This is a genomic window from Streptomyces sp. NPDC000348 (genome assembly GCF_042898795.1).
Lineage (GTDB): Bacteria > Actinomycetota > Actinomycetes > Streptomycetales > Streptomycetaceae > Streptomyces.
Window position 1 is genome coordinate 1 of sequence record NZ_JBIAZD010000008.1, and the last position, 26,508, is coordinate 26,508.

23 protein-coding genes are annotated in these 26,508 nt (G+C 74.2%); 11 read left to right on the forward strand and 12 right to left on the reverse strand.

The annotated features are described in order from the left end of the window. Positions 1-391: 391 nt before the first annotated feature. Positions 392-1,063, reverse strand: a complete 672-nt coding sequence (locus tag ACFY3N_RS17300; RefSeq protein ID WP_390817527.1) for a phosphatase PAP2 family protein — start codon at positions 1,061-1,063, stop codon at positions 392-394. A gap of 85 nt (positions 1,064-1,148) precedes the next feature. After that, positions 1,149-3,392, reverse strand: a complete 2,244-nt coding sequence (locus tag ACFY3N_RS17305) for a heavy metal translocating P-type ATPase (protein WP_390817528.1) — start codon at positions 3,390-3,392, stop codon at positions 1,149-1,151. Positions 3,393-3,582: 190 nt separating this feature from the next. Here ACFY3N_RS17305 and ACFY3N_RS17310 point away from each other — a divergent pair, with 190 nt between their 5' ends. Then, complete coding sequence (locus tag ACFY3N_RS17310) at positions 3,583-4,530, forward strand: hypothetical protein (RefSeq protein WP_390817529.1); 948 nt, start codon at positions 3,583-3,585, stop codon at positions 4,528-4,530. Between the two features lie 3 nt (positions 4,531-4,533). On the opposite strand, the gene ACFY3N_RS17315 is transcribed toward ACFY3N_RS17310, so the two are convergent. Both ACFY3N_RS17315 and ACFY3N_RS17320 read right to left on the reverse strand, forming a co-directional pair. Then, positions 4,534-6,369 carry a glycoside hydrolase family 15 protein gene (locus tag ACFY3N_RS17315; protein ID WP_390817530.1) on the reverse strand — a complete coding sequence of 612 codons (1,836 nt, stop codon included), beginning with the start codon at positions 6,367-6,369 and terminating at the stop codon, positions 4,534-4,536. 65 nt (positions 6,370-6,434) lie between these two features. Beyond that, positions 6,435-7,214, reverse strand: coding sequence for a DeoR/GlpR family DNA-binding transcription regulator (locus tag ACFY3N_RS17320; protein WP_390817531.1), 780 nt, complete (start codon positions 7,212-7,214; stop codon positions 6,435-6,437). A gap of 125 nt (positions 7,215-7,339) precedes the next feature. Between ACFY3N_RS17320 and ACFY3N_RS17325 the strand changes: the two genes are divergently transcribed. After that, on the forward strand, positions 7,340-8,221 hold the full coding sequence (locus tag ACFY3N_RS17325; protein ID WP_390817532.1) for an SIS domain-containing protein: 882 nt from the start codon (positions 7,340-7,342) through the stop codon (positions 8,219-8,221). 20 nt (positions 8,222-8,241) lie between these two features. After that, a complete protein-coding gene (locus ACFY3N_RS17330) occupies positions 8,242-9,108 on the forward strand; it encodes a ketose-bisphosphate aldolase (RefSeq protein WP_390817533.1) in 867 nt (288 codons plus the stop codon). 1 nt (position 9,109) lies between these two features. Here ACFY3N_RS17330 and ACFY3N_RS17335 read toward each other — a convergent pair whose 3' ends face one another. Next, positions 9,110-10,243: a methyltransferase gene (locus tag ACFY3N_RS17335; RefSeq protein WP_390817534.1), complete on the reverse strand. Its 1,134-nt coding sequence runs from the start codon at positions 10,241-10,243 to the stop codon at positions 9,110-9,112. A gap of 68 nt (positions 10,244-10,311) precedes the next feature. Here ACFY3N_RS17335 and ACFY3N_RS17340 point away from each other — a divergent pair, with 68 nt between their 5' ends. From ACFY3N_RS17340 to ACFY3N_RS17360, 5 genes are all read left to right on the forward strand, one after another. Next, complete coding sequence (locus ACFY3N_RS17340) at positions 10,312-10,986, forward strand: alpha-ketoglutarate-dependent dioxygenase AlkB family protein (protein ID WP_390817535.1); 675 nt, start codon at positions 10,312-10,314, stop codon at positions 10,984-10,986. Positions 10,987-10,999: 13 nt separating this feature from the next. Next, complete coding sequence (locus tag ACFY3N_RS17345; protein ID WP_390817536.1) at positions 11,000-12,238, forward strand: ROK family protein; 1,239 nt, start codon at positions 11,000-11,002, stop codon at positions 12,236-12,238. Between the two features lie 37 nt (positions 12,239-12,275). Next, positions 12,276-13,166, forward strand: coding sequence for an NAD(P)-dependent oxidoreductase (locus ACFY3N_RS17350; protein WP_390817537.1), 891 nt, complete (start codon positions 12,276-12,278; stop codon positions 13,164-13,166). 32 nt (positions 13,167-13,198) lie between these two features. Next, positions 13,199-13,621: a PPOX class F420-dependent oxidoreductase gene (locus ACFY3N_RS17355; protein WP_390817538.1), complete on the forward strand. Its 423-nt coding sequence runs from the start codon at positions 13,199-13,201 to the stop codon at positions 13,619-13,621. A gap of 433 nt (positions 13,622-14,054) precedes the next feature. Then, the gene (locus ACFY3N_RS17360) at positions 14,055-14,342 is read left to right on the forward strand and encodes an SHOCT domain-containing protein (protein ID WP_390817539.1); all 288 of its coding nucleotides are present in this window, start codon (positions 14,055-14,057) and stop codon (positions 14,340-14,342) included. Between the two features lie 144 nt (positions 14,343-14,486). Here the strand turns inward: ACFY3N_RS17360 and ACFY3N_RS17365 are convergent, their stop codons facing one another. After that, the gene (locus ACFY3N_RS17365; protein ID WP_390817540.1) at positions 14,487-15,032 is read right to left on the reverse strand and encodes an ATP-binding protein; all 546 of its coding nucleotides are present in this window, start codon (positions 15,030-15,032) and stop codon (positions 14,487-14,489) included. A 183-nt stretch (positions 15,033-15,215) separates the two neighbouring features. Then, on the reverse strand, positions 15,216-15,539 hold the full coding sequence (locus ACFY3N_RS17370) for a hypothetical protein (RefSeq protein ID WP_390817541.1): 324 nt from the start codon (positions 15,537-15,539) through the stop codon (positions 15,216-15,218). Between the two features lie 332 nt (positions 15,540-15,871). Here ACFY3N_RS17370 and ACFY3N_RS17375 point away from each other — a divergent pair, with 332 nt between their 5' ends. Next, positions 15,872-17,026, forward strand: a complete 1,155-nt coding sequence (locus ACFY3N_RS17375) for a PLP-dependent cysteine synthase family protein (RefSeq protein ID WP_390817542.1) — start codon at positions 15,872-15,874, stop codon at positions 17,024-17,026. Here ACFY3N_RS17375 and ACFY3N_RS17380 read toward each other — a convergent pair. Beyond that, on the reverse strand, positions 17,000-17,470 hold the full coding sequence (locus ACFY3N_RS17380) for an SRPBCC family protein (RefSeq protein WP_390817543.1): 471 nt from the start codon (positions 17,468-17,470) through the stop codon (positions 17,000-17,002). The genes ACFY3N_RS17375 and ACFY3N_RS17380 overlap by 27 nt on opposite strands. A gap of 76 nt (positions 17,471-17,546) precedes the next feature. Continuing rightward, positions 17,547-18,386 carry a DeoR/GlpR family DNA-binding transcription regulator gene (locus tag ACFY3N_RS17385; protein ID WP_390817544.1) on the reverse strand — a complete coding sequence of 280 codons (840 nt, stop codon included), beginning with the start codon at positions 18,384-18,386 and terminating at the stop codon, positions 17,547-17,549. 285 nt (positions 18,387-18,671) lie between these two features. Between ACFY3N_RS17385 and ACFY3N_RS17390 the strand changes: the two genes are divergently transcribed. Further along, positions 18,672-21,026: a hypothetical protein gene (locus ACFY3N_RS17390; protein ID WP_390817545.1), complete on the forward strand. Its 2,355-nt coding sequence runs from the start codon at positions 18,672-18,674 to the stop codon at positions 21,024-21,026. Here ACFY3N_RS17390 and ACFY3N_RS17395 read toward each other — a convergent pair. The 3 genes from ACFY3N_RS17395 to ACFY3N_RS17405 all read right to left on the reverse strand — a co-directional run bounded on the left by ACFY3N_RS17395 (position 20,996) and on the right by ACFY3N_RS17405 (position 24,953). Beyond that, positions 20,996-23,431, reverse strand: a complete 2,436-nt coding sequence (locus tag ACFY3N_RS17395; protein WP_390817546.1) for a right-handed parallel beta-helix repeat-containing protein — start codon at positions 23,429-23,431, stop codon at positions 20,996-20,998. The genes ACFY3N_RS17390 and ACFY3N_RS17395 overlap by 31 nt on opposite strands. A gap of 123 nt (positions 23,432-23,554) precedes the next feature. After that, on the reverse strand, positions 23,555-24,160 hold the full coding sequence (locus tag ACFY3N_RS17400; RefSeq protein ID WP_390817547.1) for a hypothetical protein: 606 nt from the start codon (positions 24,158-24,160) through the stop codon (positions 23,555-23,557). 364 nt (positions 24,161-24,524) lie between these two features. Then, positions 24,525-24,953, reverse strand: a complete 429-nt coding sequence (locus ACFY3N_RS17405; RefSeq protein ID WP_390817548.1) for a DUF6643 family protein — start codon at positions 24,951-24,953, stop codon at positions 24,525-24,527. A gap of 289 nt (positions 24,954-25,242) precedes the next feature. On the opposite strand from ACFY3N_RS17405, the gene ACFY3N_RS17410 reads away from it, so the two are divergent. Further along, entirely contained in the window at positions 25,243-26,505 is a 1,263-nt protein-coding gene (locus tag ACFY3N_RS17410; RefSeq protein WP_390817549.1) for a TerD family protein, read from the forward strand. Positions 26,506-26,508 lie beyond the last annotated feature (3 nt).

Consider the following 26,508-nt stretch of genomic DNA (forward strand, 5'->3'; position numbering starts at 1 on the left):
CGCTCCACACAGCGCCGGGCCACACAGGTCCATCCCCGGTTCACACCAACACGGGGCGCTCCACACAGCGCCGGGCCACACAGGTCCACCCCCGGTTCACACCAACACGGGGCGCTCCACACAGCGCCGGGCCACACAGGTCCACCCCCGGTTCACACCAACACGGGGCGCTCCACACAGCGCCGGGCCACACAGGTCCACCCCCGGCCCACACCAACACGGGGCGCCCCACACAGCGCCGGGTCACACAGGTCCACCCCCGGCCCACACCAACACGGGGCGCCCCACACAGCGCCGGGTCCTGCGAACACCCTTGGCGGGCCGGCACGAACGCGGGGCACCCGTAACGCGCCGGACTGCGCGGAGCCACCGGGTGGTACAACCCCCCGCCTCACCGCCGCCGGGCGATCCGCGCCCGGCCGGGGGCGTACGACGCGGGAAGACGGGCCGCCCCCACGGCCAGGGCGGTGGCGGCACTGGCGATGCCCAGGATCGCCCCGGCGGCCACATCGCCCGGATAGTGCACCCCCGTGTGCACCCGCGAGTACCCCACCGCGCACGCGAGCGCCCCCAGCGGCACGGACGCCGCGGGCAGCACCGTCCCGACCGCCGTGGCGAACGCGACCGCCGACGCCGTGTGCCCCGAGGGGAACGACGCCGACGTCGGCATCGGCACGTGCCGGTCCACGGTCACCCGCGCGGCCTCCCGGTCCGGCCGCGCCCTGCGCACCAGCCGCTTGCCCAGCAGGTTCGCCGACGCCGACGCCACGGCGATCGCCCCCACCCCCGCCAGCGCCGCCCGCCTCGGCCGCGCCCCGCTCAGCGCGAGGGCCCCGGCGATGGCGAACGAGATCTTGGAGTGGTCGGCCGTGTGGGACAGCCTGCGCAGCGCCCGGTCGAGCGTCGGCGTCGGTGTGGCGGCGACCGCCGCGTACAGGGCGCCGTCCACGGCCCTGAGGTCGCCCAGGACCGCGGTGGCGACCCTGCGCAGTCCGTCCGCGGGCGGTACGGGCTCGGTGAGCGGACGGGTGACGTCCTGGTCGGTGGTGGGCGGCTCGCTCATCTGTCTCTCCCGCAGTGGCATCGTGGACGAATCACCAGGTGCCCACGGTACGCATGATCCATCCGCGCGGACTCGCCCACCCCGGTCAGCCGGCCCGGAAGGTGCGCAGCCGCAGTGAGTTGCCGACCACGAAGACCGAGGAGAAGGCCATGGCCGCTCCGGCGATCATCGGGTTGAGCAGTCCGGCCGCGGCGAGCGGCAGGGCGGCGACGTTGTAGGCGAAGGCCCAGAACAGGTTGGACCGGATGGTGCCCAGGGTGCGGCGGGCGAGCCGGATGGCGTCCGCCGCGACCCGCAGGTCCCCTCGGACGAGGGTGAGGTCGCCGGCCTCGATCGCGGCGTCCGTGCCGGTGCCCATGGCCAGGCCCAGATCGGCCTGGGCGAGCGCCGCCGCGTCGTTGACCCCGTCGCCGACCATGGCGACCGAACGGCCCTCCGCCTGGAGCCGCTTGACGACGTCCACCTTGTCCTGCGGCAGCACCTCGGCGATGACCTCCTCGATGCCGACCTCACGGGCGACCGTCCGGGCCACCGCCTCGTTGTCCCCGGTCAGGAGGATGGGCCGCAGACCGAGCGCGCGGAGCCGGCGGATCGCCTCGGGGCTCGTCTCCTTCACGGCGTCGGCGATCTCCAGCACAGCGCGCGCCGCGCCGTCCCACGCGGCCAGGACCGCGGTGTGTCCGGCCGCCTCCGCCCGCTCCTTGGCCAGGGCCAGGTCCTCGGGCAGTTCCAGGGACCACTCCCGCAGCAGCCGGTCCCGGCCGACGAGGACCGCGTGTCCGTCGACGACGCCCTGGACACCGAGACCGGGGAGGTTGGCGAAGTCCTCCGGTACGGGCAGCTCGCCCAGCTTCTCCCGCGCGCCGTCGGCGACGGCCCGTGCGATCGGGTGCTCCGAGGAGTGCTCCAACGCGCCCGCCAGCCGCAGCACTTCGGCCTCGTCGGTGCCGTCGGCCGGGTGCACGGCCAGCAGGGTCATCCGGCCCGTGGTCACCGTGCCGGTCTTGTCCAGGACCACGGTGTCGACGCGGCGGGTGGACTCCAGGACTTCCGGTCCCTTGATGAGGATGCCCAGCTGGGCGCCGCGTCCGGTGCCGACCATCAGGGCGGTGGGCGTGGCGAGTCCGAGCGCGCAGGGGCAGGCGATGATCAGGACCGCCACGGCGGCGGTGAACGCGGCCGTCAGCCCGGCGCCGTTGCCGAGCCAGAAGCCCAGGGTGCCCAGGGCGAGGGCGATGACGACGGGGACGAAGACGGCGGAGATCCGGTCGGCGAGCCGCTGCGCGGCGGCCTTGCCGTTCTGCGCGTCCTCCACCAGCCTCGCCATACGGGCCAGCTGGGTGTCGGCCCCGACCCGCGTGGCCTCCACGAGCAGCCGTCCGCCCACGTTGATCGTGGCTCCGGTGACCGGATCGCCGGCGGCCACCTCCACCGGCACCGACTCGCCGGTGAGCATCGACGCGTCCACCGCGGAGGAGCCCTCGACCACGGTCCCGTCGGTCGCGATCTTCTCGCCGGGGCGCACCAGGAAGCGGTCGCCCGTGTGCAGCTCGGCCACGGGAACCGTCCTCTCCCGTCCGTCGGGGGCCAGTACGGTGACGTCCTTCGCGCCCAGCTCGAGGAGCGCCCGCAGGGCCGCGCCGGCCTTCCGCCTGGCGCGTGCCTCGAAGTACCGCCCTGCCAGGATGAAGGCGGTCACGCCGGCGGCGGCCTCCAGGTAGATGTTCCCGGCGCCGTCGCCGCGGGCGATGGTCAGCTCGAACGGGTGCGTCATGCCCGGCGTGCCCGCGGTGCCGAGGAACAGCGCCCACAGCGACCACAGGAACGCCGCCGACGTGCCGACCGAGATCAACGTGTCCATGGTGGCCGCACCGTGCCGGGCGTTGGTGAGGGCGGCCTTGTGGAAGGGCCATGCCGCGTACGTCACGACCGGCGCCGCCAGCGTCAGCGACAGCCACTGCCAGTACTCGAACTGCAGGGCGGGGACCATGGCCATCGCCACGACGGGCACCGCCAGGGCGGCTGCCGTGACCGACCGCTGCCGGAGCGGACGGAGGCCGTCGGGGTCGTCCTCCCCCTGGGACGGCTCGTCGGGCGGTGCGGGCCGCCGGGCGGTGTATCCGGTGGCCTCGACGGTGGCGATCAGGTCGCCGACGGTGGTCCCACCGCCGTAGGTGACCCGGGCCTTCTCGGTGGCGTAGTTGACGGTGGCGGTGACCCCCTCCATCCGGTTGAGCTTCTTCTCGATCCGCGCGGCGCACGAGGCGCAGGTCATCCCGCCGATGGCGAGTTCCACCTCGGCATCGGTGTCCACGGTACGGACGGTCATGGGTGCTCCTGGAGTAGAGGGACAGCGGATACGGGGTGGGGGTATCCGGACGAGTGATCCATTCATACCCCAGGGGGGTATGTATCGGCAAGGGTTTCGTGGATTGACTTTATACCCCGTGGGGGTATGGTGAGCTGCATCGAACGGCTCATGGTGAGCCGCCGGCCCCCATTTCCCAGGAGAGACGGCCATGAACACCGGACTGAAGATCACCGCGTTCGCCGCCGCCCTGGCCGCCACCTTCGGCACGGCCTACGGCGTCGGTCAGGGCCTCGACCCGGTCGTCGCGGACCGGGCACCGGCGCACGGCGAGCGGCACACCCCGCCCTCGACGGGGGCGGACGGTCGCACGGGACACGACACGCCGCCGGCCGGAGGGCTCCAGATCTCCGAGAGCGGCTACCGGCTCGATCTGCGGACCCCGCGCGTCACCGCAGGGCACCGTGCCGAGCTGCGCTTCACCGTCCGGGACGACCGCGGCCGGGCCGTCACCGAGTACCGTCGCGAGCACGACAAGGAGCTCCATCTCATCGTCGCCTCGCGCGACCTGCTCACCTACCGGCACCTGCATCCCACCCGCGCCGCCGACGGCACCTGGACCACCCCCGTCGACCTGCCCCGCGCCGGCGGCTACCGGGTCTTCGCCGACTTCACCCCGGCTGCCGAGGGCGCGCGCGACCTCACGCTCGGGGCGGATCTCGCCGCCTCCGGCCCCTACCGGCCGCAGGAACTGCCGCGGGCCGGCGGCACGGCCCATGTCGACGGCTACGAGGTCGAGCTGACCGGGGCCCTGCGTCCCGGACGGGCGAGCGAACTGCGGCTGTCGGTCTCGCGCGGGGGAAAGCCGGTCACCGACCTCCAGCCCTACCTCGGCGCCTACGGCCACCTGGTCGTCCTGCGCGCCGGAGACCTCGCCCACCTGCACGTCCACCCGGGCGGCGAACCCGGCGACGGGAGGACCGAGCCCGGCCCGGCGGTCTCCTTCACGGCCACGGCGCCCAGCAGCGGCAGCTACCGGCTGTTCCTGGACTTCAAGCACGAGGGGGTCGTCCGTACCGCCGCGTTCACCGTGCACGCCGGGGCGGCGGCGGAGGCGGGCACGGGGACGCCGGAGCACTCCGACGGCCACGGCCACTGAGCCTCAGCCCAGGGCGCGGTCCAGGTTGAACGCGGCGCTGATCAGGGCGAGGTGGGTGAACGCCTGCGGGAAGTTGCCCTGTTGCTCCCCGGTGTGGCTGATCTCCTCGGCGTACAGGCCGAGATGGTTGCCGTACGTCAGCATCTTCTCGAAGGCGAGGGACGCCTCGTCGAGCCGCCCGGCGCGGGTCAGCGCCTCGACGTACCAGAACGAGCAGATGGAGAACGTGCCCTCGTCACCGCGCAGTCCGTCGGGGCTCACCGACGGGTCGTAGCGGTAGACCAGCGAGTCGGAGACCAGGTCCTCGGTGAGGGAGTCGAGCGTCGACAGCCACTTCGGGTCGGTCGGCGCGATGAACTTCGCCATCGGCATCATCAGGACCGCCGCGTCCAGCTCCTCCCCGTCCTCGTGCTGGACGAAGGCCCGGCGCGACGGCGACCAGCCGCGGCTCATGATCCGCCGGTAGACGGCGTCCCGGCTCGCCTGCCAGCGGGGGAGATCCGCGGGCAGGCCCCGCCGGTTGGCCATGCGGATGGCACGCTCGATCGCCACCCAGCACATCAGGCGCGAGTACAGGAAGTTCTTCCGCCCGCCGCGCGTCTCCCAGATGCCCTCGTCGGGCTGGTCCCAGTGCTCGCACACCCAGTCCACCAGCGCCGTCACATGGTCCCACTGCTCGCTGGAGACGGGCTCGGCCCACTTGTCGTAGAGGTAGACGGAGTCGATCAGCGCCCCGTAGACGTCCAGTTGCAGCTGGTCGGCCGCCGCGTTGCCGACGCGGACCGGCGCCGAGCCGTGGTGGCCCTCCAGATGGCCGAGTTCGCGCTCGGGGAGGTCGGTGCGGCCGTCGATGCCGTACATGATCTGCAGCGGGCCGGAGGATTTGGAGTCGCCCGGACTGATGTGCCGGGAGACGAACCCCATGAACGCCTCGGCCTCCTCGGTGAAGCCCAGCCGCAGCAGCGCGTACACGCAGAACGCCGCGTCGCGCACCCACACGTACCGGTAGTCCCAGTTGCGTTCCCCGCCGAGCTCCTCGGGCAGACTGGTCGTCGGCGCCGCCACGATCGCCCCGGTCGGCGCGTAGGTGAGCAGCTTCAGGGTGAGGGCGGAGCGGTGCACCATCTCCCGCCAGCGGCCCCGGTACCGCGAGGAGGACAGCCACCGCCTCCAGTACGCCACCGTCGCACCGAACTGCCGCTCCGCCTCCCCGCACTCGCAGTGGCTCGGCGCCACCTCCGGGCCGATCAGGTCCAGGGCGAACACCGCCGTCTCCCCCTCGGCCAGCTTGAACCCGGTCCGCACGTCCGCCCCGTCGGTCTCCATCGGGACGGTCGCGGTGAGCGCCAGGGACAGTTCCCCGGAGTCGAAGACCGCGATGTCGCCGGCCGGCCGCAGGGTGTGCGGCCGGGAACCGTACGCGAACCGCGGCGCCACCAGCGTCCGGAACGGCACGGAGCCGCGTACGCACAGCACCCGCCGGATCAGCCGGTGCCGGGCCTCGTCGAGCGGCGTGCCGCCGACCGGCATGAAGTCCTGCACCTCACCGACCCCGTCCTCGGTGAAGAACCGGGTGATCAGGACGTTGGTGTCGGGGAAGTAGAACTGCTTGGTGCGGGCCGGCACGGCCGCCGCCAGCTCGAAGCAGCCGCCCCGCTCGGAGTCCAGGATCGCCCCGAACACGCTCGGCGCGTCGAAGGAGGGGCAGCAGTACCAGTCGATGGTGCCGTCGGTCCCCACCAGCGCCACACTGCGCAGGTCGCCGATCAGGCCGTGGTCGGCGATCGGCACGTACCGGTGGGGCCCGGACCCGCCTCGTTCCGTGGTCGTCCCGTCCATCGCAGCCTCCCTGGGCCGGCACGCCGTGCTCATGTGCCAGCTTAGGCAGCCTCGGCCGGACCGGCTCAGGTCACCACGACCCGCAGCCCCGCCTCCTCGAAGCGGCGTACCGTCCCGGCGTCCGCTCCCGAGTCCGTGACCAGGGTGTCCACCGACTCGGCCGCGCAGATCCGGGCGAACGCCCGGCGGCCCAGTTTGCTGGAGTCGGCGGCCACGACCACCCGCTCCGCCCGCTCGCACAGCAGCCGGTTGACCGCCGCCTCCGCCTCGTCGTGGGCCGCCGCCCCGTGCACGGCGTCGAACGCGACGACACCGAGCACCGCCACATCGAGGGTGATCTGCCCCAGCACCCCGTCCGCGAGCGGCCCGACCAGCTCGTACGACTGGGCCCGCGCCACCCCGCCGGTCAGCACGATCTTGAACTGGGGGCGTACGGCCAGCTCGTTGGCGATGTTGAGCGCGTTCGTCACCACGGTCAGCGCGGGCGAGCCCGAGGCGAGGTCTCCGCGTACGGCCAGCGCCCGCGCCACCTCCGTGGTGGTCGTGCCGCCGGTCAGCCCGACCGCCTCGCCCGGCGCGACGAGACCCGCCACCGCCTTCGCGACGCGCTGCTTCTCGGAGGCGTGCCGCGCGGTCTTGTAGCGCAGCGGAAGCTCGTACGACACCCCGTGCACCACCGCGCCGCCACGGGTGCGCACCAGCATCTGCTGCTCGGCGAGCCGGTCGAAGTCGCGCCGGATCGTCGCGGCCGACACGGCCAGCTCGCCGGCCGCCTCCTCGACGTCCAGCCGGCCGCGCTCGACGAGCAGCTCCAGCAGCGCCTTCCAGCGGGCGTCCCGCGCCATCCGCCCTCCCGTCTCCCGTGGTCTCCGGCGACCCTAACGCACCCGGCCTTCGACCTGATGCTTGATTTCGCTCGGAAACCCGCTCAATCTTGCAAGAACAATCACCAAGCCTTCGGGGGTGCGGCGTGACCCATGTCGAGGACGAGCTGGGCAGCCAGCCCGAGTGCTGGAGCCGCGCCGCCGCGCAGGCCGCGTCCCACGCCCCGGTCCTGCCGGCACCGGGGGAGCGGGTCGCGGTGGTCGGCTGCGGGACGTCGTACTTCATGGCGCAGGCGGTCGCGGCCCTGCGCGAGGACGCGGGCCAGGGCGAGACCGACGCCTTCGCCGCCTCGGAGTTCCCCCGGCACCGGGTCTACGACCGTGTCGTCGCCCTCACCCGCTCCGGGACCACCACCGAAGTCCTCGATCTGCTGGGCCGGCTGAAGGACGGCACGCGCACCACCGCGGTCACCGCCGACCCGGCCGCCCCCGTGACGTCGCTCGCCGGTGAGACGGTCGTCCTCGACTACGCCGACGAACGCTCCGTCGTCCAGACCCGGTTCGCCACCACGGCCCTCACCCTGCTCCGCGCCCACCTGGGCCTGCACACCGCAGCGGTCGTCGAGGACGGGCGTACGGCGCTGGCCGCCCCGCTGCCCGAAGGGCTGGCGGACCGCTCCCAGTTCACCTTCCTCGGCCGTGGCTGGACCGTAGGCCTGGCCCACGAGGCCGGACTGAAGATGCGCGAGGCGGCCCTCGCCTGGACGGAGTCCTACCCGGCGATGGAGTACCGGCACGGACCCATCAGCATCACCACCTCCACCACCGCGACCTGGATGCTCGGCGACGCGCCGAAGGGGCTGGCCCGGCAGGTGCGTGACACCGGCGGTCTGTGGATCGGGGGCACCCTCGACCCGCTCGCCGAACTCGTCCGCGTCCAGCGGCTCGCGGTCGCCGTCGCCGCGGCCCGCGGCCTGGACCCCGACCGGCCCCGCCACCTCACCCGCTCGGTCGTCCTCGCGCCCTGATCCGTCGGAAAGGACCGACCGTGCCCCTCACGACCACCGGCGAACTCGTCACCCGCGCCGCCGCCCACCGCTCGGCGGTCGCCTCGTTCAACATCATCACCCTCGAACACGTCGAGGCCCTCATCGCCGGCGCCGAAGCGGCGAACGCCCCCGTCGTCCTCCAGGTCAGCGAGAACGCCGTGAAGTTCCGCCACGGCCGGCTGCTCCCGCTCGCCCGCGCCGCCGTCGCCGCCGCCGAACGCGCCGCCGTCCCCGTCGCCCTGCACCTCGACCACGTCCGGAGCGACGCCCTGCTGCGCCAGGCCCCGGACGCCGGATTCGGCTCCGTGATGTACGACGCGGCCCGGCTGCCCTACGCCGACAACCTCGCCGCGACCCGGGCCGCCGTGGACTGGGCCCACGCCCGGGGGCTCTGGATCGAGGCCGAGCTGGGCGAGATCGGCGGCAAGGACGGGCAGGCCGCGCCGGACGCCCACGCCCCGGGCGCCCGTACCGACCCCGACCGGGCCCGCGCCTTTGTCGCCGGCTCCGGCGCGGACGCGCTGGCCGTCGCCATCGGCACCACCCACGCCATGACCACCCGCACCGCCACCCTCGACCACGCCCTCCTCGCACGGCTGGCCGCCACCGTGGACGTCCCCCTCGTCCTGCACGGTTCCTCCGGCCTCCCCGACCGGGAACTCGCCGCGGCGGTCACGGGCGGCATCGCCAAGGTCAACGTGGGAACGGCCCTGAACATCGCCATGACCGGCGCGATCAGGGAATTCCTCACCGCCCGCCCCGGGGCGGTCGACTCCCGCGGCTACCTCACGGCGGGCCGGGAGGCGATGGCGCGGACGGTGACGGGGATCATCGAGGCGCTGGGCCCGCTCCCGGCGCCGTCCTGAGTCATCGCTTCACGGCCCTCAGGACCACGAACTTCGGGTCCGAAGCCACCACTTCGCTGTTGCCGAACAGCCGTCGCAGCTTCACGTGGTACCCCAGGTGGCGGTTGCCGACCACCCACAGTTCGCCGCCCCGGCGCAGGGTGCGCCGGGCGCCGGTGAACATGCGCCAGGCCGTGGCGTCGGTGGTCGCCTGGTGGGAGTGGAAGGGCGGGTTGTTCAGGACGAGGTCGACACTGTCGGCCGGTACGCCCGACAGGCCGTCGCCGACCCGGAACTCGGCGTGGCCGGACACGTCGTTCTCCCGGTAGGTGGCCTGCGCGGACGCCACCGCCTGGAACGACTCGTCGACGAAGAGCACCTCGGCGCGCGGCGCGGACAGCGCCACCGCCGTACCGACGACGCCGTTGCCGCAGCCCAGGTCCACCACCCGGCCGCCGCCCCGGCCGGCGGGCAGGTGCCGCAGGAAGAACCGGGTGCCGATGTCGAGGCGGTCGGCGCAGAAGACGCCGGCGTGGTTGACGACCGTCGCGCCCGACACCGGGCCGATGCCGTCGGGCAGCGTGTAGCGGTACGGCCAGGGGTTCGCGGGACGCTCCCGCGCGGGGCCGGGCGTGCAGAGGATCAGCCGCGCCTTCCTCTCGGCGAGCGAGGTCCTGGTCGGCCCGAGGATCCGCTCGAAGAGGCCCAGCGTCGAGGTGTGGATCTCCTTCACCATGCCGGTGCCGACGACCACCGTCCCCTCGTGCACCGCCGGTGCCAGCCGCAGCAGCTGGTCCTCCAGCAGCGCCAGGCTCTTCGGCACGCGGACGAGCAGGACGTCGATCCGGCCCGGCGGGGGATCCTGCGTGGTGAGCAGCCGCACCGCGCCCGGCGCGACGCCGTTGCGGGCCAGGTTCGCACGGGTCGCCTCCTGCCCGAGCCAGGAGTCGGTGATCTGCGTCGGCCGGTGCGCCGCGAGCGCCGTCACCAGCGCGCCCCAGCGGTCGCCGACCACCACGACCGTGCCGGACAGCGGGACCCGCCGCTCGGCGAGATGCCTGAGGAGATACTCGTCGGACGCGTCCCAGGCGCGCAGCCCGTCCCGCGGGTCCTCGGGGAAACGGGCCAGCACCGGCTCGCCCCACGCAGTCGTCATACGGTCGTTCATGGTCCGACCAGGCTAGCCCAGCCGCAGCTCAGGGCGCGTCCGGCAGGATGGGAGGCATGGACGCCGAGCTGTTTCCCAGGGCACGCGACGAGATCGCGCCCGGCGCGGTGCACGTACCGGACTGGCTGGACGCGCGGGCGCAGCGCGAGCTGCTCGACGCCTGCCGGGCCTGGGCCCGGCCGCCCGCCGGACTGCGCACCGTGCGCACGCCCGGCGGCGGCACCATGACCGCCCGGCAGGTGTGCCTCGGGTGGCACTGGTACCCGTACGGTTACGCCCGCACCGTCGTCGACGGCGACGGCGCGCCGGTGAAACCGTTCCCCGCGTGGCTCGGCGAGCTGGGCCGCCGCGCCGTGACCGACGCGCTGGGCGCGGACGCCGCGCGCGGGGCCGCGTACGACATCGCCCTCGTCAACTTCTACGACGGCGACGCCCGCATGGGCATGCACCGCGACGGCGACGAGAAGTCGGACGCGCCCGTGGTGTCGCTGAGCCTCGGCGACACCTGCGTCTTCCGCCTCGGCAACACCGGGGGGCGGACCCGCCCCTGGACGGACGTGCAGCTGCGCAGCGGCGACCTGTTCGTCTTCGGCGGCCCCTCCCGGCTCGCGTACCACGGCGTTCCCCGGGTGCACGCGGGCACGGCGCCGCCCGAGCTGGGACTGACCGGCCGGCTGAACATCACGCTGCGGGTGAGCGGCCTGCGGTCCGCCCCCGGTTGCGGATCATGACAGACTCGCGTGCATGAGCGGGAAGGCGGACCCCCGGCCGGCGGGGGAAGGGACCACCTCGAGGACGCGGCTGGACCGGGGGCGCGGCGCGCTCGGACCCGCGCTGGAGCTCGTGCACACCGGACGCGCGCCGACCCGCGCGGTGCTCACCGCCGAGCTGGGCGTGACCCGCGCGACGGCCGGTGCGGTCGCCGCCGAACTGGAGGCCCTCGGACTGATCCGGGTGGACGCCCGGCCCGGTGCCGCGGCCGGTTCCCAGGGCCGTCCCTCGCACCGGCTCTCGGTCGCCGAGGACGGGCCCGTGGCGCTCGCCGCGCAGGTGCACTCCGACGGTTTCCGGGCGGCCCTGGTCGGGCTGGGCGGCCGTATCGTCGCCACGGCACCCGGCTGCGAGGTCGTCGACGCCGACCCGGCGAAGGTGCTCGGCTCCGTCGTCGCGGCCGGCGCCGAGCTGCTGCGGGAGACCGGACGGCGGTGCGTGGGCGCCGGGCTCGCCGTGCCGTCGGCGATGGCCGAACCGGAGGGGCTCGCCCTCAACCCCCTGCACCTCGCCTGGCCCGCGGGCGCTCCGGTGCGGGAGATCTTCGCCGAGCAGGTGCGCGCGGCCGGCCTCGACGGGCCCGCCTTCGCGGCCAACGACGTCAACCTCGCCGCCCTCGCCGAACACCGGCACGGCGCCGGGCGCGGCTCCCGCGACCTGCTGTGCGTGGCCACCGGCCACCGCGGGGTGGGCGGCGCGCTGGTGCTCGACGGCCGCCTGCACTCCGGCAGTTCGGGTCTCGCCCTGGAGGTCGGCCACCTCGCCGTCAACCCCGAGGGCCGCCCCTGCCACTGCGGCAGCCGCGGCTGCCTCGACGTCGAGGCGGACCCGCTGGCCCTGCTCACCGCCGCGGGCCGGGCACCGGGCCCCGAGATGTCCCTGCTGAAGCAGGCCGACGACCTGATCCACGGACAGTACGACGACCCGGACGTGCGCACCGCCACCGAGTCCCTCATCGACCGCCTCGGCCTGGGCCTCGCCGGACTGGTGAACATCCTCAACCCGGACCGGATCATCCTCGGCGGCCTGCACCGCACCCTGCTGGAGGCCGACCCGGACCGGCTCCGCGCCGTCGTCGCCGACCGCAGCCTGTGGGGCCGCAGCGGCGGCGTCCCCATCCTCCCCTGCACCCTGGACCACAACAGCCTGGTCGGCGCGGCGGAACTCGCCTGGCAGCCGGTACTGGACGATCCTCTCGGGGCACTGGTGTAACAGACGACGACCGCCCGACGTACAGAAAGCCGACTTCATGACCGACAAGCTCACCGTCAGCGTCCTGGGCACCGGCATCATGGGTGCGGCGATGGCCCGCAACCTCCTGCGCGCGGGGCACACCGTACGGGTCTGGAACCGCACCCGCGCGAAGGCCGAACCGCTCGCCGCCGACGGCGCGCACCTCGCCGGCACCCCCGCGGAGGCGGTCGAGTCCGCCGACGTCGTGCTGACCATGCTGTACGACGGCCCCGCCACCCTGGAGACGATGCGCCTGGCCGCCCCCGCCCTGCGCGACGGGACCGTCTGGGCGCAGTCCACCACCGCGGGCGTCGAGGGCGTCGCCGAACTGGCCGGTTTCGCCCGCGAGCACGGCCTGCTCTTCTACGACGCCCCGGTCCTCGGCACCCGCGGGCCCGCCGAGGCCGGAGAGCTGACCGTGCTCGCGGCCGGCCCCGCCGGGGGCCGGGACAGGGTGACGCCGGTGTTCGACGCGGTGGGCGCCCGTACCGTGTGGGCCGGGGAGGACGGCGCCGCGGCCGGCGCGACCCGCCTGAAGCTGGTCGCCAACAGCTGGGTGCTCGCCGCGACCACGGCCGCCGGTGAGGCCCTCGCCCTGGCCGAGGCCCTCGACGTCGCACCGGACGACTTCTTCGGCCTCATCGCCGGCGGCCCGCTCGACATGGGGTACCTGCGGGCCAAGGCCGGGATGATCCTCGACGGGCGGCTGACCCCGGCCCAGTTCGCCGTGACCACCGCGGCCAAGGACGCCCGGCTGATCGTGCGGGCCGGTGAACAGCACGGCGTCCGCCTGGACGTGGCCGCCGCGAGCGCCGAACGGTTCGAACGGGCCGACGCCCGGGGCCACGGCGACGAGGACATGGCCGCCGCCTACTACGCCAGCTTCGACGACGACCCCGCCGCCTGACCGGTACAGCCGAGAACACGAAGGAGTCCGTGGTGTCCAAGCCCCCGCTTCCCCCCGAGGCGCAGGAACTGCTGCGCAGGCCCAACCCCGGCGTGATGGCCACGCTGCGCTCCGACGGCGCGCCCGTCTCCACCCCCACCTGGTACCTGTGGGAGGACGGCCGCGCGCTGATCAACTTCGACGAGGGCCGGGTCCGTCTGAAGCACGTCCGCCGCGACCCGCGCGTCACCCTCACCGTCCTGGCCGGCGACGACTGGTACACCCACGTCACCCTGATCGGCCGGGTGACCGAGGTGTACGACGACGAGGACCTCACCGACATCGACCGCCTCTCCCGGCACTACACCGGCAACCCGTACCCGGACCGTGAGCGGGCGCGGGTCAGTGCCTGGCTCGAGGTCGAGCGCTGGCACGGCTGGGGCGCGATGAAGGACAGCGACCAGGCCGCCACCTGACCGCGGTCGCCCGGCCGGGATTCCCGGTGGGGGCGCCTTCCGCCCCTCCCGCCGGGCAGGGGAGCCGCATCGCCGTCGGGGCGATGCGGCGTTCCGAAAAGGGGGGCGGCGAGGCCGGCTGCGAGCAGGCGCAACGGGGTTTCATCCAAAGGGATGTGACGGGGTCGACGATTTCGTGGCGCGAGCGGACCGAGCGCTCCCGCGTCGCACGCGGCGGGTACGCCTCGGTGCGCCCGTACGGCGTTCCCGGTCCGGCGAGGACCGCCTCGGCGGTGGCCCGCGCCTCCCCGGCGGTCCGCGGCCGCTCGCGTACTCCCCGCGGAGCAGGCGCGGTGCCGCAGGCCGTACGACGACCCGACCCCCCTCGCGGGACGACCCTCGGAGGTGTCGCACCAGGAGCGACGAGACGGCGCATCCGAGGAGTTGAACGAGCATGCAGACCCTGGCGCACTTCGGCGACGGCGGGCCCGGTCCGTGGATCCTGTTCTTCCCGTTGGTCTGGGCCCTGGTCATCGGCGGCGGCATCGCACTGCTGCGCCGCACGGTGGGGCGCGGACGCCCGGCGCCCGGCCCCGGACGGCCCCCGGTGGAGGACACCTCGCCCCTCGCGGTGCTCGGCCACCGCTTCGCCTCCGGCGAGATCGACGAGGACGAGTACTGGCGTCGGCTGTCGGTCCTGGACGAGCAGTTCGGCCGGCACGGTGAGGGGGGCGGGCGCTGACCGGCACGACCATCGGGGCGGGGGCGGGTGGCGCGGCCCGGTGTCCGCGGGCTGCCGCCCGGGCCCGCCCGTGCCGCCCCGGGGCGCGCCTCCCGGGCCTTCGAGGCGCTGGGGAGGCACGATCGCCCGTGGGTACGGCGGCGGTCAGCCGGGGACGGCGGAACGGGCCGGGGCCCGTTCGGCGTGGTGCTCCTCGGCGGTGTGTTCCACGAGGGGGAGCTGCGCGAAGCGGTGGTCGGCGGGCTCGGCGGCCGTGATCCGCGGGCGCCGGTCCCAGGCGGGCACGGGGGTCGCGGCCGGTGTCGGCAGGGTGAACCACACGATCTTGCCGGACTCGCCGTCCGGCACCGCGCCCCAGCTCTCGCTCATCGCGGCGACCATCGCCAGCCCGCGCCCGCACGTGGCGAGCGGGCTCGCGTCCGCCATGACCGGCAGGCGCGGGTCGTGGTCGCGCACCGACACCTTGAGCCGGTCGAGCAGCAGCTCGATCTCGACGGTGCACGTCTTGTCGGGCCGGGCGTGCCGGTGGACGTTGGACAACAACTCCGTCACACCGAGCGACGCCCGGTCTATCAATGAGTCCATGTGCCAGTAGCGCAACTGCGCAGATACGATTCTGCGGACCTGGCCGATCCGCGACGGCAGGGCCTGGAGCTCCACCGCGCAGTGCCTGCTTGGGTGAGTGATCACGGCTGCGACTCCCCGACGTGAGGTCCGGAAGAACACGGAAGACGGATCCAGCAGGGCGTCTGCGTGACGCTGCCGCCTGCTGTCGTGGCCGGCGGGCTGGTTCGCAGCGTTATCGCCGGTAAACCCAGAGTGACGTGAGACCAGAGTGACGTAAGAGGTGAAGTGACGCAAGTCACGGGCATCTCAGGCGCCGCGCCCCGACGCCCGGTGCACGGCCTCGATGAAACGGCGGGCGGCGGGCGGACCGGGTTGGCCCGGCGCGGGGTCGTGGTCGGCCAGGGTCAGCAGGTACCGCGTCCCGTTGAGGTCCGCGAGCGCCCGGTCCTCGGGCGCGAACCAGGGCCTGGACGCCCGTACCGCCTGCACCGGCGCGCTGTCGATCTCGCTGCCGTAGCTGGTGAGCAGCTCCAGGCGGCCCTCGCTGATCCGGACCTGGCCGGCCCGGGTGAGCGAACGCAGCCACGTGCCGATCCGCACGCCCGTGGCCGTGAACTCCGGTTCCGCCATGCCACCCGCCCCCTTGTGCGCGTCGGTGCGCCGGACCGTGCTCCACGGGCCGGCTCCTGCCCAGCTCCAGTGTGCCCCCGTACGGGGCCCTGCCCACGCCGGTGCAGTCTGCCCCCACCCGCCGCCGAGCACCAGTGCGCGCGCCACCGTTCCCGGGTCCCGGGGTGCACTCGCGCCAATGCGCCCCCCCTGTCGCCTCCCGCGCTCCCCAGGGACGCCTTTGAGTGGCTCAAAGGAGTGTTTATGCAGGTGGGAGGCGGTGTGGAGGGTGCCTATGATCGGGGTACCGGCCGCGCGAGACGCCGTCGGCGCTCAGCGTAAGGAGCCCCGCCGTGAGCACTTCCCGACAGACCCCGACCGGCGTCACCCTCGACGTCGACCACAGCGACGCCGTCTACCGGGCCTGGCTGAAAGAGGCCGTGCGCAGGGTGCAGGCCGACGCCAACCGCTCGGCCGACACCCATCTGCTGCGCTTCCCGCTGCCCGAACGGTGGGGCATCGACCTCTACCTGAAGGACGAGTCGACCCACCCGACCGGCAGCCTCAAGCACCGGCTGGCCCGTTCGCTCTTCCTCTACGGGCTCTGCAACGGCTGGATCCGTCCGGGCCGCCCGGTGATCGAGGCGTCCAGCGGTTCCACGGCCGTGTCGGAGGCGTACTTCGCGAAGCTGATCGGCGTGCCCTTCATCGCCGTCATGCCGCGCACGACGAGCGCCGAGAAGTGCCGCCTGATCGAGTTCCACGGAGGCCGGTGCCACTTCGTGGACGACCCCCGCACGATGTACGAGGCGTCCGCCGCCCTCGCGGCGGAGACCGGCGGCCACTACATGGACCAGTTCACCTACGCAGAGCGGGCCACCGACTGGCGGGGCAACAACAACATCGCCGAATCGATCTTCCGCCAGCTGGAGTTGGAGCGGTTCCCGGAACCCGCGTGGATCGTCGCCACGGCCGGCACCGGCGGCACCTCCGCGACCCTCGCGCGCTACGTCCACTACATGCAGCACGACACCCGCATCTGTGTCGCCGACCCGGAGAACTCGTGTTTCTTCCAGGGCTGGACCACCGGCGATCCGGACGTCGCCTGCGACCGCGGCTCCCGCATCGAGGGCATCGGCCGGCCCCGTATGGAGCCGAGCTTCGTGCCCGGCGCGATCGACCGGATGATGAAGGTGCCCGACGCGGCCAGTGTCGCCGCGGTGCGGGCCCTGGAGCGGGTCATCGGCCGCAAGGCGGGCGGCTCCACCGGCACCGGGCTGTGGAGCGCGCTGAAACTCGTCGCGGAGATGGTGGCGGAGGGCCGGCAGGGGAGCCTGGTGACGCTGCTGTGCGACCCGGGGGAACGGTACCTGGACAAGTACTACTCGGACACCTGGCTGGCCGAACAGGGGCTGGACATCGCGCCGTACGCGGCGGCGATCGAGTCCTTGCTGCGGACCGGCGTCTGGCCCGACGGAGAACTACCCCACGAGCCGGCGGTCCAGTGAGGTCACCGCGTCGCGGAACGCGCGCACCAGGCCCGGCCGGGCGGCCCCGAGCACGAGCCGGAACGCCGCCGTGCCGTCGGCCGCCACCGTCCACCGCACGCGCGTACCGGTCCCGGCCGGCGCGAGCCGCCACTCCTCGACCATGGCGCGGACACCCGGCACATTGGTCGTGTCGACGCGGTAGGCGTATACCTCGGGCGCCCTCCTCGCCAGGACGGTCTCGTGGAAGCGGCCGCCGCCCCGGAGGCGGATCTCCCGCCGGGCGCCGCCGTCGAGGGGGCGGGCCAGCGTGACCGACCCGAACCACTCGGGCCAGCCGGTCACGTCCTCGGCCAGCGCGCGGAAGACCCGCTCCGGCGCCGCGGAGATCTCCCGGTCGAAGGCCAGACGCACGGGCGCGGTCCCGGCGAAATCGTGCCCCACGGGGCGCAGACGGTGGGCCATGGGCGTATCCCCCTTGACGAATGCCGCCTCCACGGCGGGCGGACGACGTTGGACGCGGGCCCGGGCCGGCGTCCCGTCAGATCTCGGCGACCTCCGCGGAGTCCTCGGATTCGCCCGCCACCACCAGCCGCCGCAGATGCTCGGACACCTCCGCGCGTGCCCCCGCGGGCAGCCCGGAGTCCGTCACCAGGGTGTCGACCTGCCCCAGGGACGCGAACGAACTCAGCCCCACCGTGCCCCACTTGGTGTGGTCGGCGACCACGACCACCCGCCGGGCCGACTGCACGAGCCGCCGGTTCGTCTCCGCCTCCGCGAGGTTCGGCGTCGACAGCCCCGCCTCCACCGATATGCCGTGCACCCCGAGGAACAGCAGATCGAAGTGGAGCGCCGCGATCGCCTGGTCGGCCACCGGCCCCACCAGCGAGTCGGACGGCGTGCGCACCCCGCCGGTCAGCACCACCGTGGCCGCGCCCTGCCGGGTCCCGGAGGTGCGCTGCGCCGCGTGGAACACATCGGCCACCCGCACCGAGTTGGTGACCACCGTCAGGTCGGGAACGTCGAGCAGGTGGTGCGCCAGCGCGAAGGTCGTCGTACCGCCCGACAGCGCGATCGCCGCGCCGGGGGCGACCAGCTCGGCCGCCGCCCGCGCGATGTCCTCCTTGGCGGTGGGCTCCAGGCCCGACTTGGCCTCGAACCCGGGCTCGTGCGTGCTCGCCTCCACCACCGGGACCGCGCCGCCGTGCACCTTCTCCAGCATGCCCTGCCGGGCCAGCGCGTCGAGGTCGCGGCGGACCGTCATGTCCGACACGCCGAGCTTGCGGGTCAGCTCGTTGACCCGGACCCCGCCCCGGCGCCGGACCTCGTCGAGGATCAGGGTGCGCCGCTGCTCCGCGAGCAGGTTCTGATTCTCGCTCACGTACGCTCCGGTCCTTTCGCCGCAAACCGTCCGACACGCCCGCACCCGCTCCGCGGGCGGGCTCCCGCCCGTCATCGGTGCGCGGACGTCCCATCCTCGCATGCCGCGCCCCCGGCGGTGCCACTGCCAACTCGTTGCGTACATGCCATTGATGTCCCGCATGTCGCTTGCATGTCACACGGATCGGGGAGATTACGTGACGAGAGGTGTGAGCCGTTCCGCCACGGGAGATCCTGTGCCCGCACGGACGGAGCCGACGGGGCGTCACGGGGGAAGTGCGAATCGGTGGAGAGCACGCAGAGACACGGAACGGCCGAGGGGACCGACAGTCCCGCGACGCGGGCCGCGGAGTCCGGGACCGCCCTGGAACTCCTGGTCCACGGGGTGGGCGGCACCACCCCCGAGGAGATGCTCGACGACCCGCGCACGGTCCGGATCACCGGTGACGACGTCGCCGCCGTGTTCCGCCGCGCCGACGACGCCGACGCGGAGCGGCGGCCCGCCGGACGACGCGAGGAACCCGTCCCCGAGGCCTACGTCTGGTGCAACCTCACCTCCGGGAACGGCACCCGCGCCCTGTGGCTGCTGCTGCTCCCCTTCATGGTGGTCAACCTCGCCCACTGGATGCGCCCCACCGCCCACGGCCGCCGGCGCGCGGTCCGGCTGTACGGGCTGCTGGTGCGGCTGGCCGCACTGAGCCTGACGGTGCTGCTCGTCGCGGCCGCCTGCGAGGTCGCCCTCGACCTGGCCGCCTGGCAGTGCGCGGGCACCCGGGGGTGCGCCGAACGGCACTCCTGGCTCGGCTTCCTCTCGCCCGGGACGTCCGACGGCGGCTGGTGGAGCGCACCGGGCCGCAGGCTGGCGCTCGCCGCCCTGGTGCCCGCCGCCCTCACCGGCCTGCTGTGGTTCCTGTCCCTGCGCACCTGGAGCGCGTACGAGTCCCAGCAGCCGATGACCCACGACCCCGGGCCCGAGGAGGACGCCGGGCGCACCGCGCTGGGCCGGCCCGGCTTCTGGTACGGCCGGCGCCTGGTGGCCCGGCTGCGCGCCGCGCACACCGCCGCCGGACTGCTGACGGTCGCCGCCGCGGTCGGCTCCGCCGCCGCCCGCCACGACCGCGAGCCGGGCGGCCCGGCCGTCCTGGGCGCCCTCGGCGTGCTCCTGGAGGCGGTACTTGCCGTCGGGGCGGGCGGCGTGGTGTGGGTGGTGTGCCGGCGGGGCCGCGCCGAACGCCGGCTGGACGGCGAACTCGACCGGCGCCTGGTGCGGTACCTGCCGCTCGCCGCGCTCGTCCTGCTCGCCCTCACCCTGCTCTACGCCGGGTGGGAGCGACCCGGCTGGGAGTCGGCGGGCCGGCTGCCGGGCGACGCCGCCTTCGGCGCCCTCGCCGTCGTCCAGGGCCTGCTGGTGATCGTGCTCGCCGGGGTCGCCCACAGCCTGCACCGCACCGACCCCGACCGGCGCGCCGCGATGCGGGGCCTGGCCGGACCGGCGGTCGCCATGCTCGGCTGCGCGCTGGGCGGCGTGATGTCCGGCGGTGTCTCCCAGCGGGTGGCCGACTGGCTGGACGGCACCGGCACCTCGATGCCCGGGCCACCGGTCCTGCTGACCTGGCAGGCGTCCGTGATCCCGCCCCTGCTCGTCCTGGTGCTGCTGCTGTGCGGCCGGCTCGCCCGGCGCGCCTGGCGGATCGCCCGCGCGGAACGCACCGCCGTGGAGCGCGAGTACGCCGGCGGGGCGGGCGACCCCGGCCGCACCCGCCGTATCGCCTCCGTACGCGCCATGGCCGCCCTCACCGACCGCGGACCGCGCATCCTCGCCGTCACCTCCGCCGCCACCCTGCTGCTCGGCGCCGGCGCCCTCGTCGGCGCCCTGACCACCGACAGGACACCCGGCGAGGCGGCACGGGGCTCGTACGCCGTCGTCCACGGCGCCGCCGAGACCGCGCAGGCGCTGGGCTCCTGGCTGATCGGACTCGGCTTCATCCTGTTCGTCACCTGGGGCCGCCGCGCCTACAAGGACCCCTCCGCGCGGCGCACCATCGGCATCCTGTGGGACGTCGGCACCTTCTGGCCGCGCGCCGCGCACCCCTTCGCGCCGCCCTGCTACGCCGAGCGCGCGGTGCCCGACCTGACCTGGCGCATCGCCACCTGGACCCGGGCCACCGGCGGCCGGCTGGTGCTCTCCGGCCACTCCCAGGGCAGCGTCCTCGCCGCCGCCACGGCCTGGCAGCTCCCGCCGTCCACCCGCAGACGCGTCGCGCTGCTGACCTACGGCTCCCCGCTGGAGCGGCTGTACGGCCGCTGGTTCCCCGCCCACTTCGGCCCGGACGCGCTCGGCTCCCTGCACCGGGAGGTCGACTGCTGGCGCAACCTCTACCGGCGCACCGATCCCATCGGCGGTCCGATGCGGCTGCCCGGCGTGGACCGTCCGGCGCTCGACGACCCCCTTGCCCACGGCCGCACCGAGACGCACCCCCTGCCCGCGCCGATCCTCGGCCACTCCGACTACCAGGCCGACCCGGCGTTCGCCGAGGAACGCCGCCGCCTCCTCGCCCGGCTGCGCCCCGAGGTGCCGGCCCCCCGGCACACGGGGGAGCCCGACGGCGCTCAGGGCAGCGCGGGCAGGTCCTCGGCGTAGAGGAGGGTCAGATCGTCGGTGGTCGGCTCGTCGAGCTGGGCCACCCGGCTCGCGTGCCGCTCGACCATCGCCTCGAAGGTCTGCCGCGCGGTGCGCCCGTTGCCGAACGCGGGCCCCTTGGGCATGTCGGTGAAGTACGCGAGCACCGCCTCGTCGGCGCCCGGCGCCAGCCGGTACTCGTGCTCCTCGGCCTGCTGCCGCACGATCCGCAGCAGCTCCTCGGGGCCGTAGTCGCCGAAGGTGATCGTCCGCGAGAAACGGGACGCCACACCCGGGTTGACCGACAGGAACCGCTCCATCTCGGCCGTGTAGCCGGCCACGATCACCACCACCGCGTCCCGCTGGTCCTCCATCAGCTTCACCAGCGTGTCGATGGCCTCCTTGCCGAAGTCGCGCCCGGCGTCCTCCGGGGAGAGCGCGTACGCCTCGTCGATGAACAGCACACCGCCGCGCGCCCTCTCGAACGCCTCCTGGGTGCGGATCGCCGTGGAACCGATGTGCTCGCCGACCAGGTCGACCCGGGACACCTCGACCAGGTGTCCCTGCTCCAGCACCCCGAGCGAGGCGAGGATCTCGCCGTACAGACGGGCGACGGTGGTCTTGCCCGTGCCGGGGGAGCCGGTGAACACCAGGTGCCGCTTGACCGACGCCGCCTTCAGTCCCGCCCGCTGCCGGCGCCGGCCCACCTCGATCATGTCGGTGAGGGCGCGCACCTCGCGCTTGACGCTCTCCAGGCCCACCAGCGCGTCGAGTTCCCCGAGCACGGCCTTGGACGTACGGGTCTCCCGCTCCGGCTCGGGGGCGGTAGCGGGGGGTGCCGGATCGGCCGTCCGGGCGGCGGGGACCGTGCTCAGCAGACCGGTGGTGTGGCCCACCGCCCGCACGGCCGGCTCCGGTGACGCCGGCGGCCTCGGACTCCCGCTCTCGTCACTGGTGCAGTCCTCCACCACGGGACCGCCCGAGCCGGACGCCGCGTCGCCCTCGGCGAACTCGTACCCCCCGCGCGCGCAGCGCTCCGTACGGCACTTGCGCAGCGTGGTGCGGCTGCCGTCGATCACATGGAAGCCGTAGCCGCCGCTGCCCGTGACCCGGCAGTTCACGAAGGTGCCGCGGCCGCCGGCGGAGACGTAGACGCCGGCCTCGGCGGGGGAGTCGACGGTGCAGCGCTCGACGGTGGGGTCGGCGCCCTTGGTGACGATCACCCCGGTCTGCACGCCCTCCAGGGAGCAGTTGCCGAGGGTGCCGCCGCTGCCGTGGTCGCGGAACCAGGCGCCCGTCGCCGCCTCCCGGATCCGGCAGTCGTCGAGCTGTGCGGTGGCGCCGTCGCTCACCGACACGGCCGTGTTGCGCACCTGCGTCAGATCGCTGTCGACGACGTCCGCGCGCGAGCCGCGGTCGAGCACGAACAGGGCGTCCGGGACGTCGTGCACCCGGCAGGAGTCCAGCACGGCGGTGGCGCCGTCGCTCACCCACACCGCCGGGTAGTCCCCGGTGCTGTCGAAGATCTCGCACTGGTTGGCGTCCACGCGGGTGCCCGGGTCCCACACCGACAGACCGTTGCGGCCGAACCGCCGCACGCTGGTGCGGGTCAGGGTGAGCACCGAGCGGGACCGCAGGTCGACCGCGTTCTCCGGGATGTCGTGGATCCGGCAGTCGGCCAGCGTCAGCACCGCGTCCGTGTCGAGCGTGACGCCGTCCCCGGTCGTACGGTGCACCTCGCAGTCGGTGAGGTGCGCGGTGGCGCGGCCGGTGACCTGGACACCGCTGCCCCGCACCTCGTAGACCTCGCAACCCACCGCCTCCAGCGCCGAGTTCTCCCCGGTCGCGGTCAGTCCCGAGCCCGAGGCGTGGTGCACCCGGCAGCGCTCAAGGCGGGGGTGGGCGCCGCCGTGCACCGTGACCCCCGCCTGCCCCGCGGCGACCACCTCGCACTCCTCGAACACCCCGCCCCCGCCGTCCACCACCGCGATGCCGGCGCCCGCCGGATTGTCGACCGTGCAGCGGCGCACCGTGGGCCGGGCGCCGCCGCGCACCTCGATGCCGGCCGCGGACCGGGTGACCACGCGTATGTCGCGCAGCTCCGGGGTGCCGCCCTCGACCAGCACGGCCGGGGCGGTGGCGTCCTGCCCCTCCACGTGCAGGTCCTGGACCACCGCGGAGGCGCGCACGGTCAGCGGAACGCCGTCCGGGGGCGCGATGCGCACCGAGCCGGGTGCGCCCTCGGGGCCGCGCAGGGTCACCGCCCGCTGCACGACGAGGTTCTCCCGGTAGGTCCCGGGAGCGACGGTGAGGACGTCGCCCTCGGCCGCGGCCTCCAGGGCGGCGGCGAGCGATGCGTACTCACCCGTGCGGCGCCGCCACCTCGATGTGCCGGTGTGCGTCACCTGGACCGTGCCCTGTGCCATGGCGTAGCTGTGCCCCCACCTTGTCGTACGTGGCTCGTTCGCGCGCGTGTTGCCGCCGATCGGTTCGGCCGGACCACCGTAGCGTGCGCGCGGGCACCGGGTTGACCAGAGCCGTGACCCCGGTCAGCTCCCGGTCCCGGTCCTGCCCCAGTCCGGGCCCGCCTTGTCCCACGCCTGACCCCAACGCGCGTACCGGCGCAGGACCATGCGCCGGACGACCAGCCGTCTGAAGCCCTCGACGAGGGCCGCGGCCACCAGGGCGGCGCCGACGCCGGCGAGCACGGCGTGCGTCGTGGCCGTCGCGGTGTCCAGGGGGCGGGCGACCGGGGTCCCGTGCCCGTCGGTCCATATCCGGAAGCGGTCGCCCGGCCGGGGGGCCGTCAGGCGCGTCGGCACCGGCCCTCTCCTCCCGGCGCCGTCCGGCGCGGTCCAGTGGGCGAGGACGCGGTGGCGCGGATCCCCGGCGACGGAGCCCTCCGGGTCGGCGGCCGACGGGGACGGATCGAGCTTGCGCATGACCGTGGCCGTCACCAGGTGCCGGGACTGGTGCTGTGCGCGGACGGAACGCTGCAGGGCGTCCTGGGCCGCGCTCCCGACGAGGACGCCGACCACCGGGGCGGCGACCAGGACGAGCAGCAGCGCCGTGAACGCCACCCAGGCCTCGGCCAGATCGGTCCCGCGGCACAACGGGTTGTGCCGCCAGCGCCAGAGTCCGCTGATCGCTCGCACGGTCCGCGCCCCCTTCCCCCCGCGGGTCCCTTCACGGATCTCTCGGGAAAGGACAACGCGCGAAGCCGGGGCCGGGTTCCCGCGCTCGCGACGGGAACCGCGGCGCGGACCTCCACGACGCCGGTGCCTCCGTTCCCGGCGCGGACGGCCGGACGCCGCCGGCCGGAAACCCGGCGGTGTTCCGTACGAAGCGCGGCGGCCGGCGCCGCCCGGGGCGCAACCGCCTGCTCCGCCCGCCGGGCAGAAGTCCGATTCCCTCCCCGGGGGCAGCCGGAAACGGCCTCGGGGCCTCCGGCGAATCGGGCGCGGACGGGCATGCCCGCGGGGCCGTCGTGCCGTACGGCGCCGACAGCCCCGGGCAGGCTCAGTACCCGCGGTACTGCTGACTGTTGTACGGGTCCTGGTAGGGAGCGGGACCCGGCCGCGGGGCCGCGGGGCGCATCGCCTCGTAGCCGGCGGGCGGAGCCGGACGCGGCGGCTGCGGCTGGGGGCCGGGGTAGCCGCGCGGCGCGGTCGCCTGCTGCGGGATGTACCCGGCGGGAGCCTGCTGGAGCGGGGCGGGCTGCGGCGCCTGCGGATAGCCGTAGGCGGGCTGGGACGGGGCCGCCGGGAGGGCGGGCAATGCCGAGGGGAGCGCGGGCAGATGACTGACCGGCGCGTCGTACGCGGCGGGGACCCGGATCGGGGCGATCTGCGGGGTGCCCCGCTCGGCCACGAGCGAGTCGTAGATCGGGGTGTCCGGGAAGGAGGCGGAGTAGTAACCGCCGCCATAAGTGGAGCGGGGGGAGGTCATGGCACATAAGTTAAGCCCACGATGTGCTGGTTGGGGAGACCGATAAGAGGGTTGTTTTCCGTGCCCGGCGTGACCGGGGATCCCCAATGCGAGCGAACTTATGGAAAACGGGCACATCGGCGAGCATATTTCGTGTAAAGGCCGAGTTCCGGGCCGGTTACCGGCGGTTGGCCACCGGTTTCCGCGCACTCCCCATGGGAGTTCCCCGCGCGGAGGAATAAGTTGTGCGGACGACGACCGACGGATGCCGGGACCCGGCCTGGCGCGGCGACCCGTGATGGGGGCGGACATGTCAATGCCGAAGGGATCGAACACGCCGGTGCCGACGACGGCACTGCGGGTGGACGTGGGCCGGCGCTCCGGTCCCGGCGTGCCCGATACGGACGCCTCGGCCCTCCTGCTGGCCGGCGGGAAGGTCCGCTCCGACGCCGACTTCGTCTTCTACAACCAGCCCGCCCACTCCTCCGGCGCCGTGCGCCACGAGGGCAAGCGCGACGCGGGAGGGCGGGCCACCGACACCCTGCTCGTCGACCTCGCACGCGTGGAGCCCGGCATCGAGGCGGTGATCCTGGCCGCCTCCTGCGACGGCGGCACGTTCGGACAGGTCCAGGACCTGTACATCGAGGTCAAGGACGCCGCAGACGGCACCGTGGCGGCACGCTTCGACAGCACGGGCGCCACCACCGAGACGGCGTTCGTCCTCGGCGAGTTCTACCGGCGCCAGGGCGCCTGGAAGTTCCGCGCCGTCGGCCAGGGGTACAGCAGCGGACTCGAGGGCCTCGCCACCGACTACGGCATCACGGTGGACGAGCCGCAGCACGCCCCCGCGGCCCCGGCGCCGCCCGTCGCGCCCCCGGTCACCATGCCCCCTCCGATCGCGCCGCCCGCGCCGCCCGAACCCCCCGCGCCGGTCCGGCTGACGAAGGTGACGCTCACCAAGGCGGCCCCCGCCGTCTCGCTGACCAAGCAGGGCGGCACGTCGGGCGCCCTGCACGTGAACCTCAACTGGGAGGTCCGCAAGCAGTTCTCGGGCTGGGCCGCCAAGCTGGGCCGCCCGGTCGCCATGCACTCCGACCTCGACCTCGACCTGTGCGCCCTGTTCGAACTCACCGACGGCCGCAAGGGCGTCGTCCAGGCCCTCGGCAACGCCTTCGGCGCACTGCACCAGCCCCCCTTCATCCACCTGGACGGCGACGACCGCACCGGCGCGGCGGCGAACGGCGAGAACCTCACCGTCAACCTCGACCACAAGCACCTCTTCCGGCGCATCCTCGTCTTCGTCACCATCTACGAGGGCGCCCGCTCCTTCGCCGACCTGCACGCCACGGTCACCCTCCGGCCGCAGCACGGCGCACCGATCGACTTCTCCCTCGACGAGTGCACCGTCCCCTCGACCGTGTGCGCGCTCGCCCTGATCACCAACACCGGAGGGGGCGAGCTGGTCGTCCGGCGCGAGGCCCGCTACCTGGTACCCGAGCGCGGAGTGAGCCCGCAGCGCACCGTCGACCACGCCTACGGGTGGGGCATGAACTGGACCCCCGGCCGCAAGTGAGGT

What these genes read in the sequence shown, in the direction of transcription:
- ACFY3N_RS17300 (WP_390817527.1), bottom strand. Translation starts at nt 1,063, where the DNA reads ATGAGCGAGCCGCCCACCACCGACCAGGACGTCACCCGTCCGCTCACC.
- ACFY3N_RS17305 (WP_390817528.1), bottom strand. Translation starts at nt 3,392, where the DNA reads ATGACCGTCCGTACCGTGGACACCGATGCCGAGGTGGAACTCGCCATC.
- ACFY3N_RS17310 (WP_390817529.1), top strand. Translation starts at nt 3,583, where the DNA reads ATGAACACCGGACTGAAGATCACCGCGTTCGCCGCCGCCCTGGCCGCC.
- ACFY3N_RS17315 (WP_390817530.1), bottom strand. Translation starts at nt 6,369, where the DNA reads ATGGACGGGACGACCACGGAACGAGGCGGGTCCGGGCCCCACCGGTAC.
- ACFY3N_RS17320 (WP_390817531.1), bottom strand. Translation starts at nt 7,214, where the DNA reads ATGGCGCGGGACGCCCGCTGGAAGGCGCTGCTGGAGCTGCTCGTCGAG.
- ACFY3N_RS17335 (WP_390817534.1), bottom strand. Translation starts at nt 10,243, where the DNA reads ATGACGACTGCGTGGGGCGAGCCGGTGCTGGCCCGTTTCCCCGAGGAC.
- ACFY3N_RS17340 (WP_390817535.1), top strand. Translation starts at nt 10,312, where the DNA reads ATGGACGCCGAGCTGTTTCCCAGGGCACGCGACGAGATCGCGCCCGGC.
- ACFY3N_RS17345 (WP_390817536.1), top strand. Translation starts at nt 11,000, where the DNA reads ATGAGCGGGAAGGCGGACCCCCGGCCGGCGGGGGAAGGGACCACCTCG.
- ACFY3N_RS17350 (WP_390817537.1), top strand. Translation starts at nt 12,276, where the DNA reads ATGACCGACAAGCTCACCGTCAGCGTCCTGGGCACCGGCATCATGGGT.
- ACFY3N_RS17360 (WP_390817539.1), top strand. Translation starts at nt 14,055, where the DNA reads ATGCAGACCCTGGCGCACTTCGGCGACGGCGGGCCCGGTCCGTGGATC.
- ACFY3N_RS17370 (WP_390817541.1), bottom strand. Translation starts at nt 15,539, where the DNA reads ATGGCGGAACCGGAGTTCACGGCCACGGGCGTGCGGATCGGCACGTGG.
- ACFY3N_RS17380 (WP_390817543.1), bottom strand. Translation starts at nt 17,470, where the DNA reads ATGGCCCACCGTCTGCGCCCCGTGGGGCACGATTTCGCCGGGACCGCG.
- ACFY3N_RS17395 (WP_390817546.1), bottom strand. Translation starts at nt 23,431, where the DNA reads ATGGCACAGGGCACGGTCCAGGTGACGCACACCGGCACATCGAGGTGG.
- ACFY3N_RS17405 (WP_390817548.1), bottom strand. Translation starts at nt 24,953, where the DNA reads ATGACCTCCCCCCGCTCCACTTATGGCGGCGGTTACTACTCCGCCTCC.
- ACFY3N_RS17410 (WP_390817549.1), top strand. Translation starts at nt 25,243, where the DNA reads ATGTCAATGCCGAAGGGATCGAACACGCCGGTGCCGACGACGGCACTG.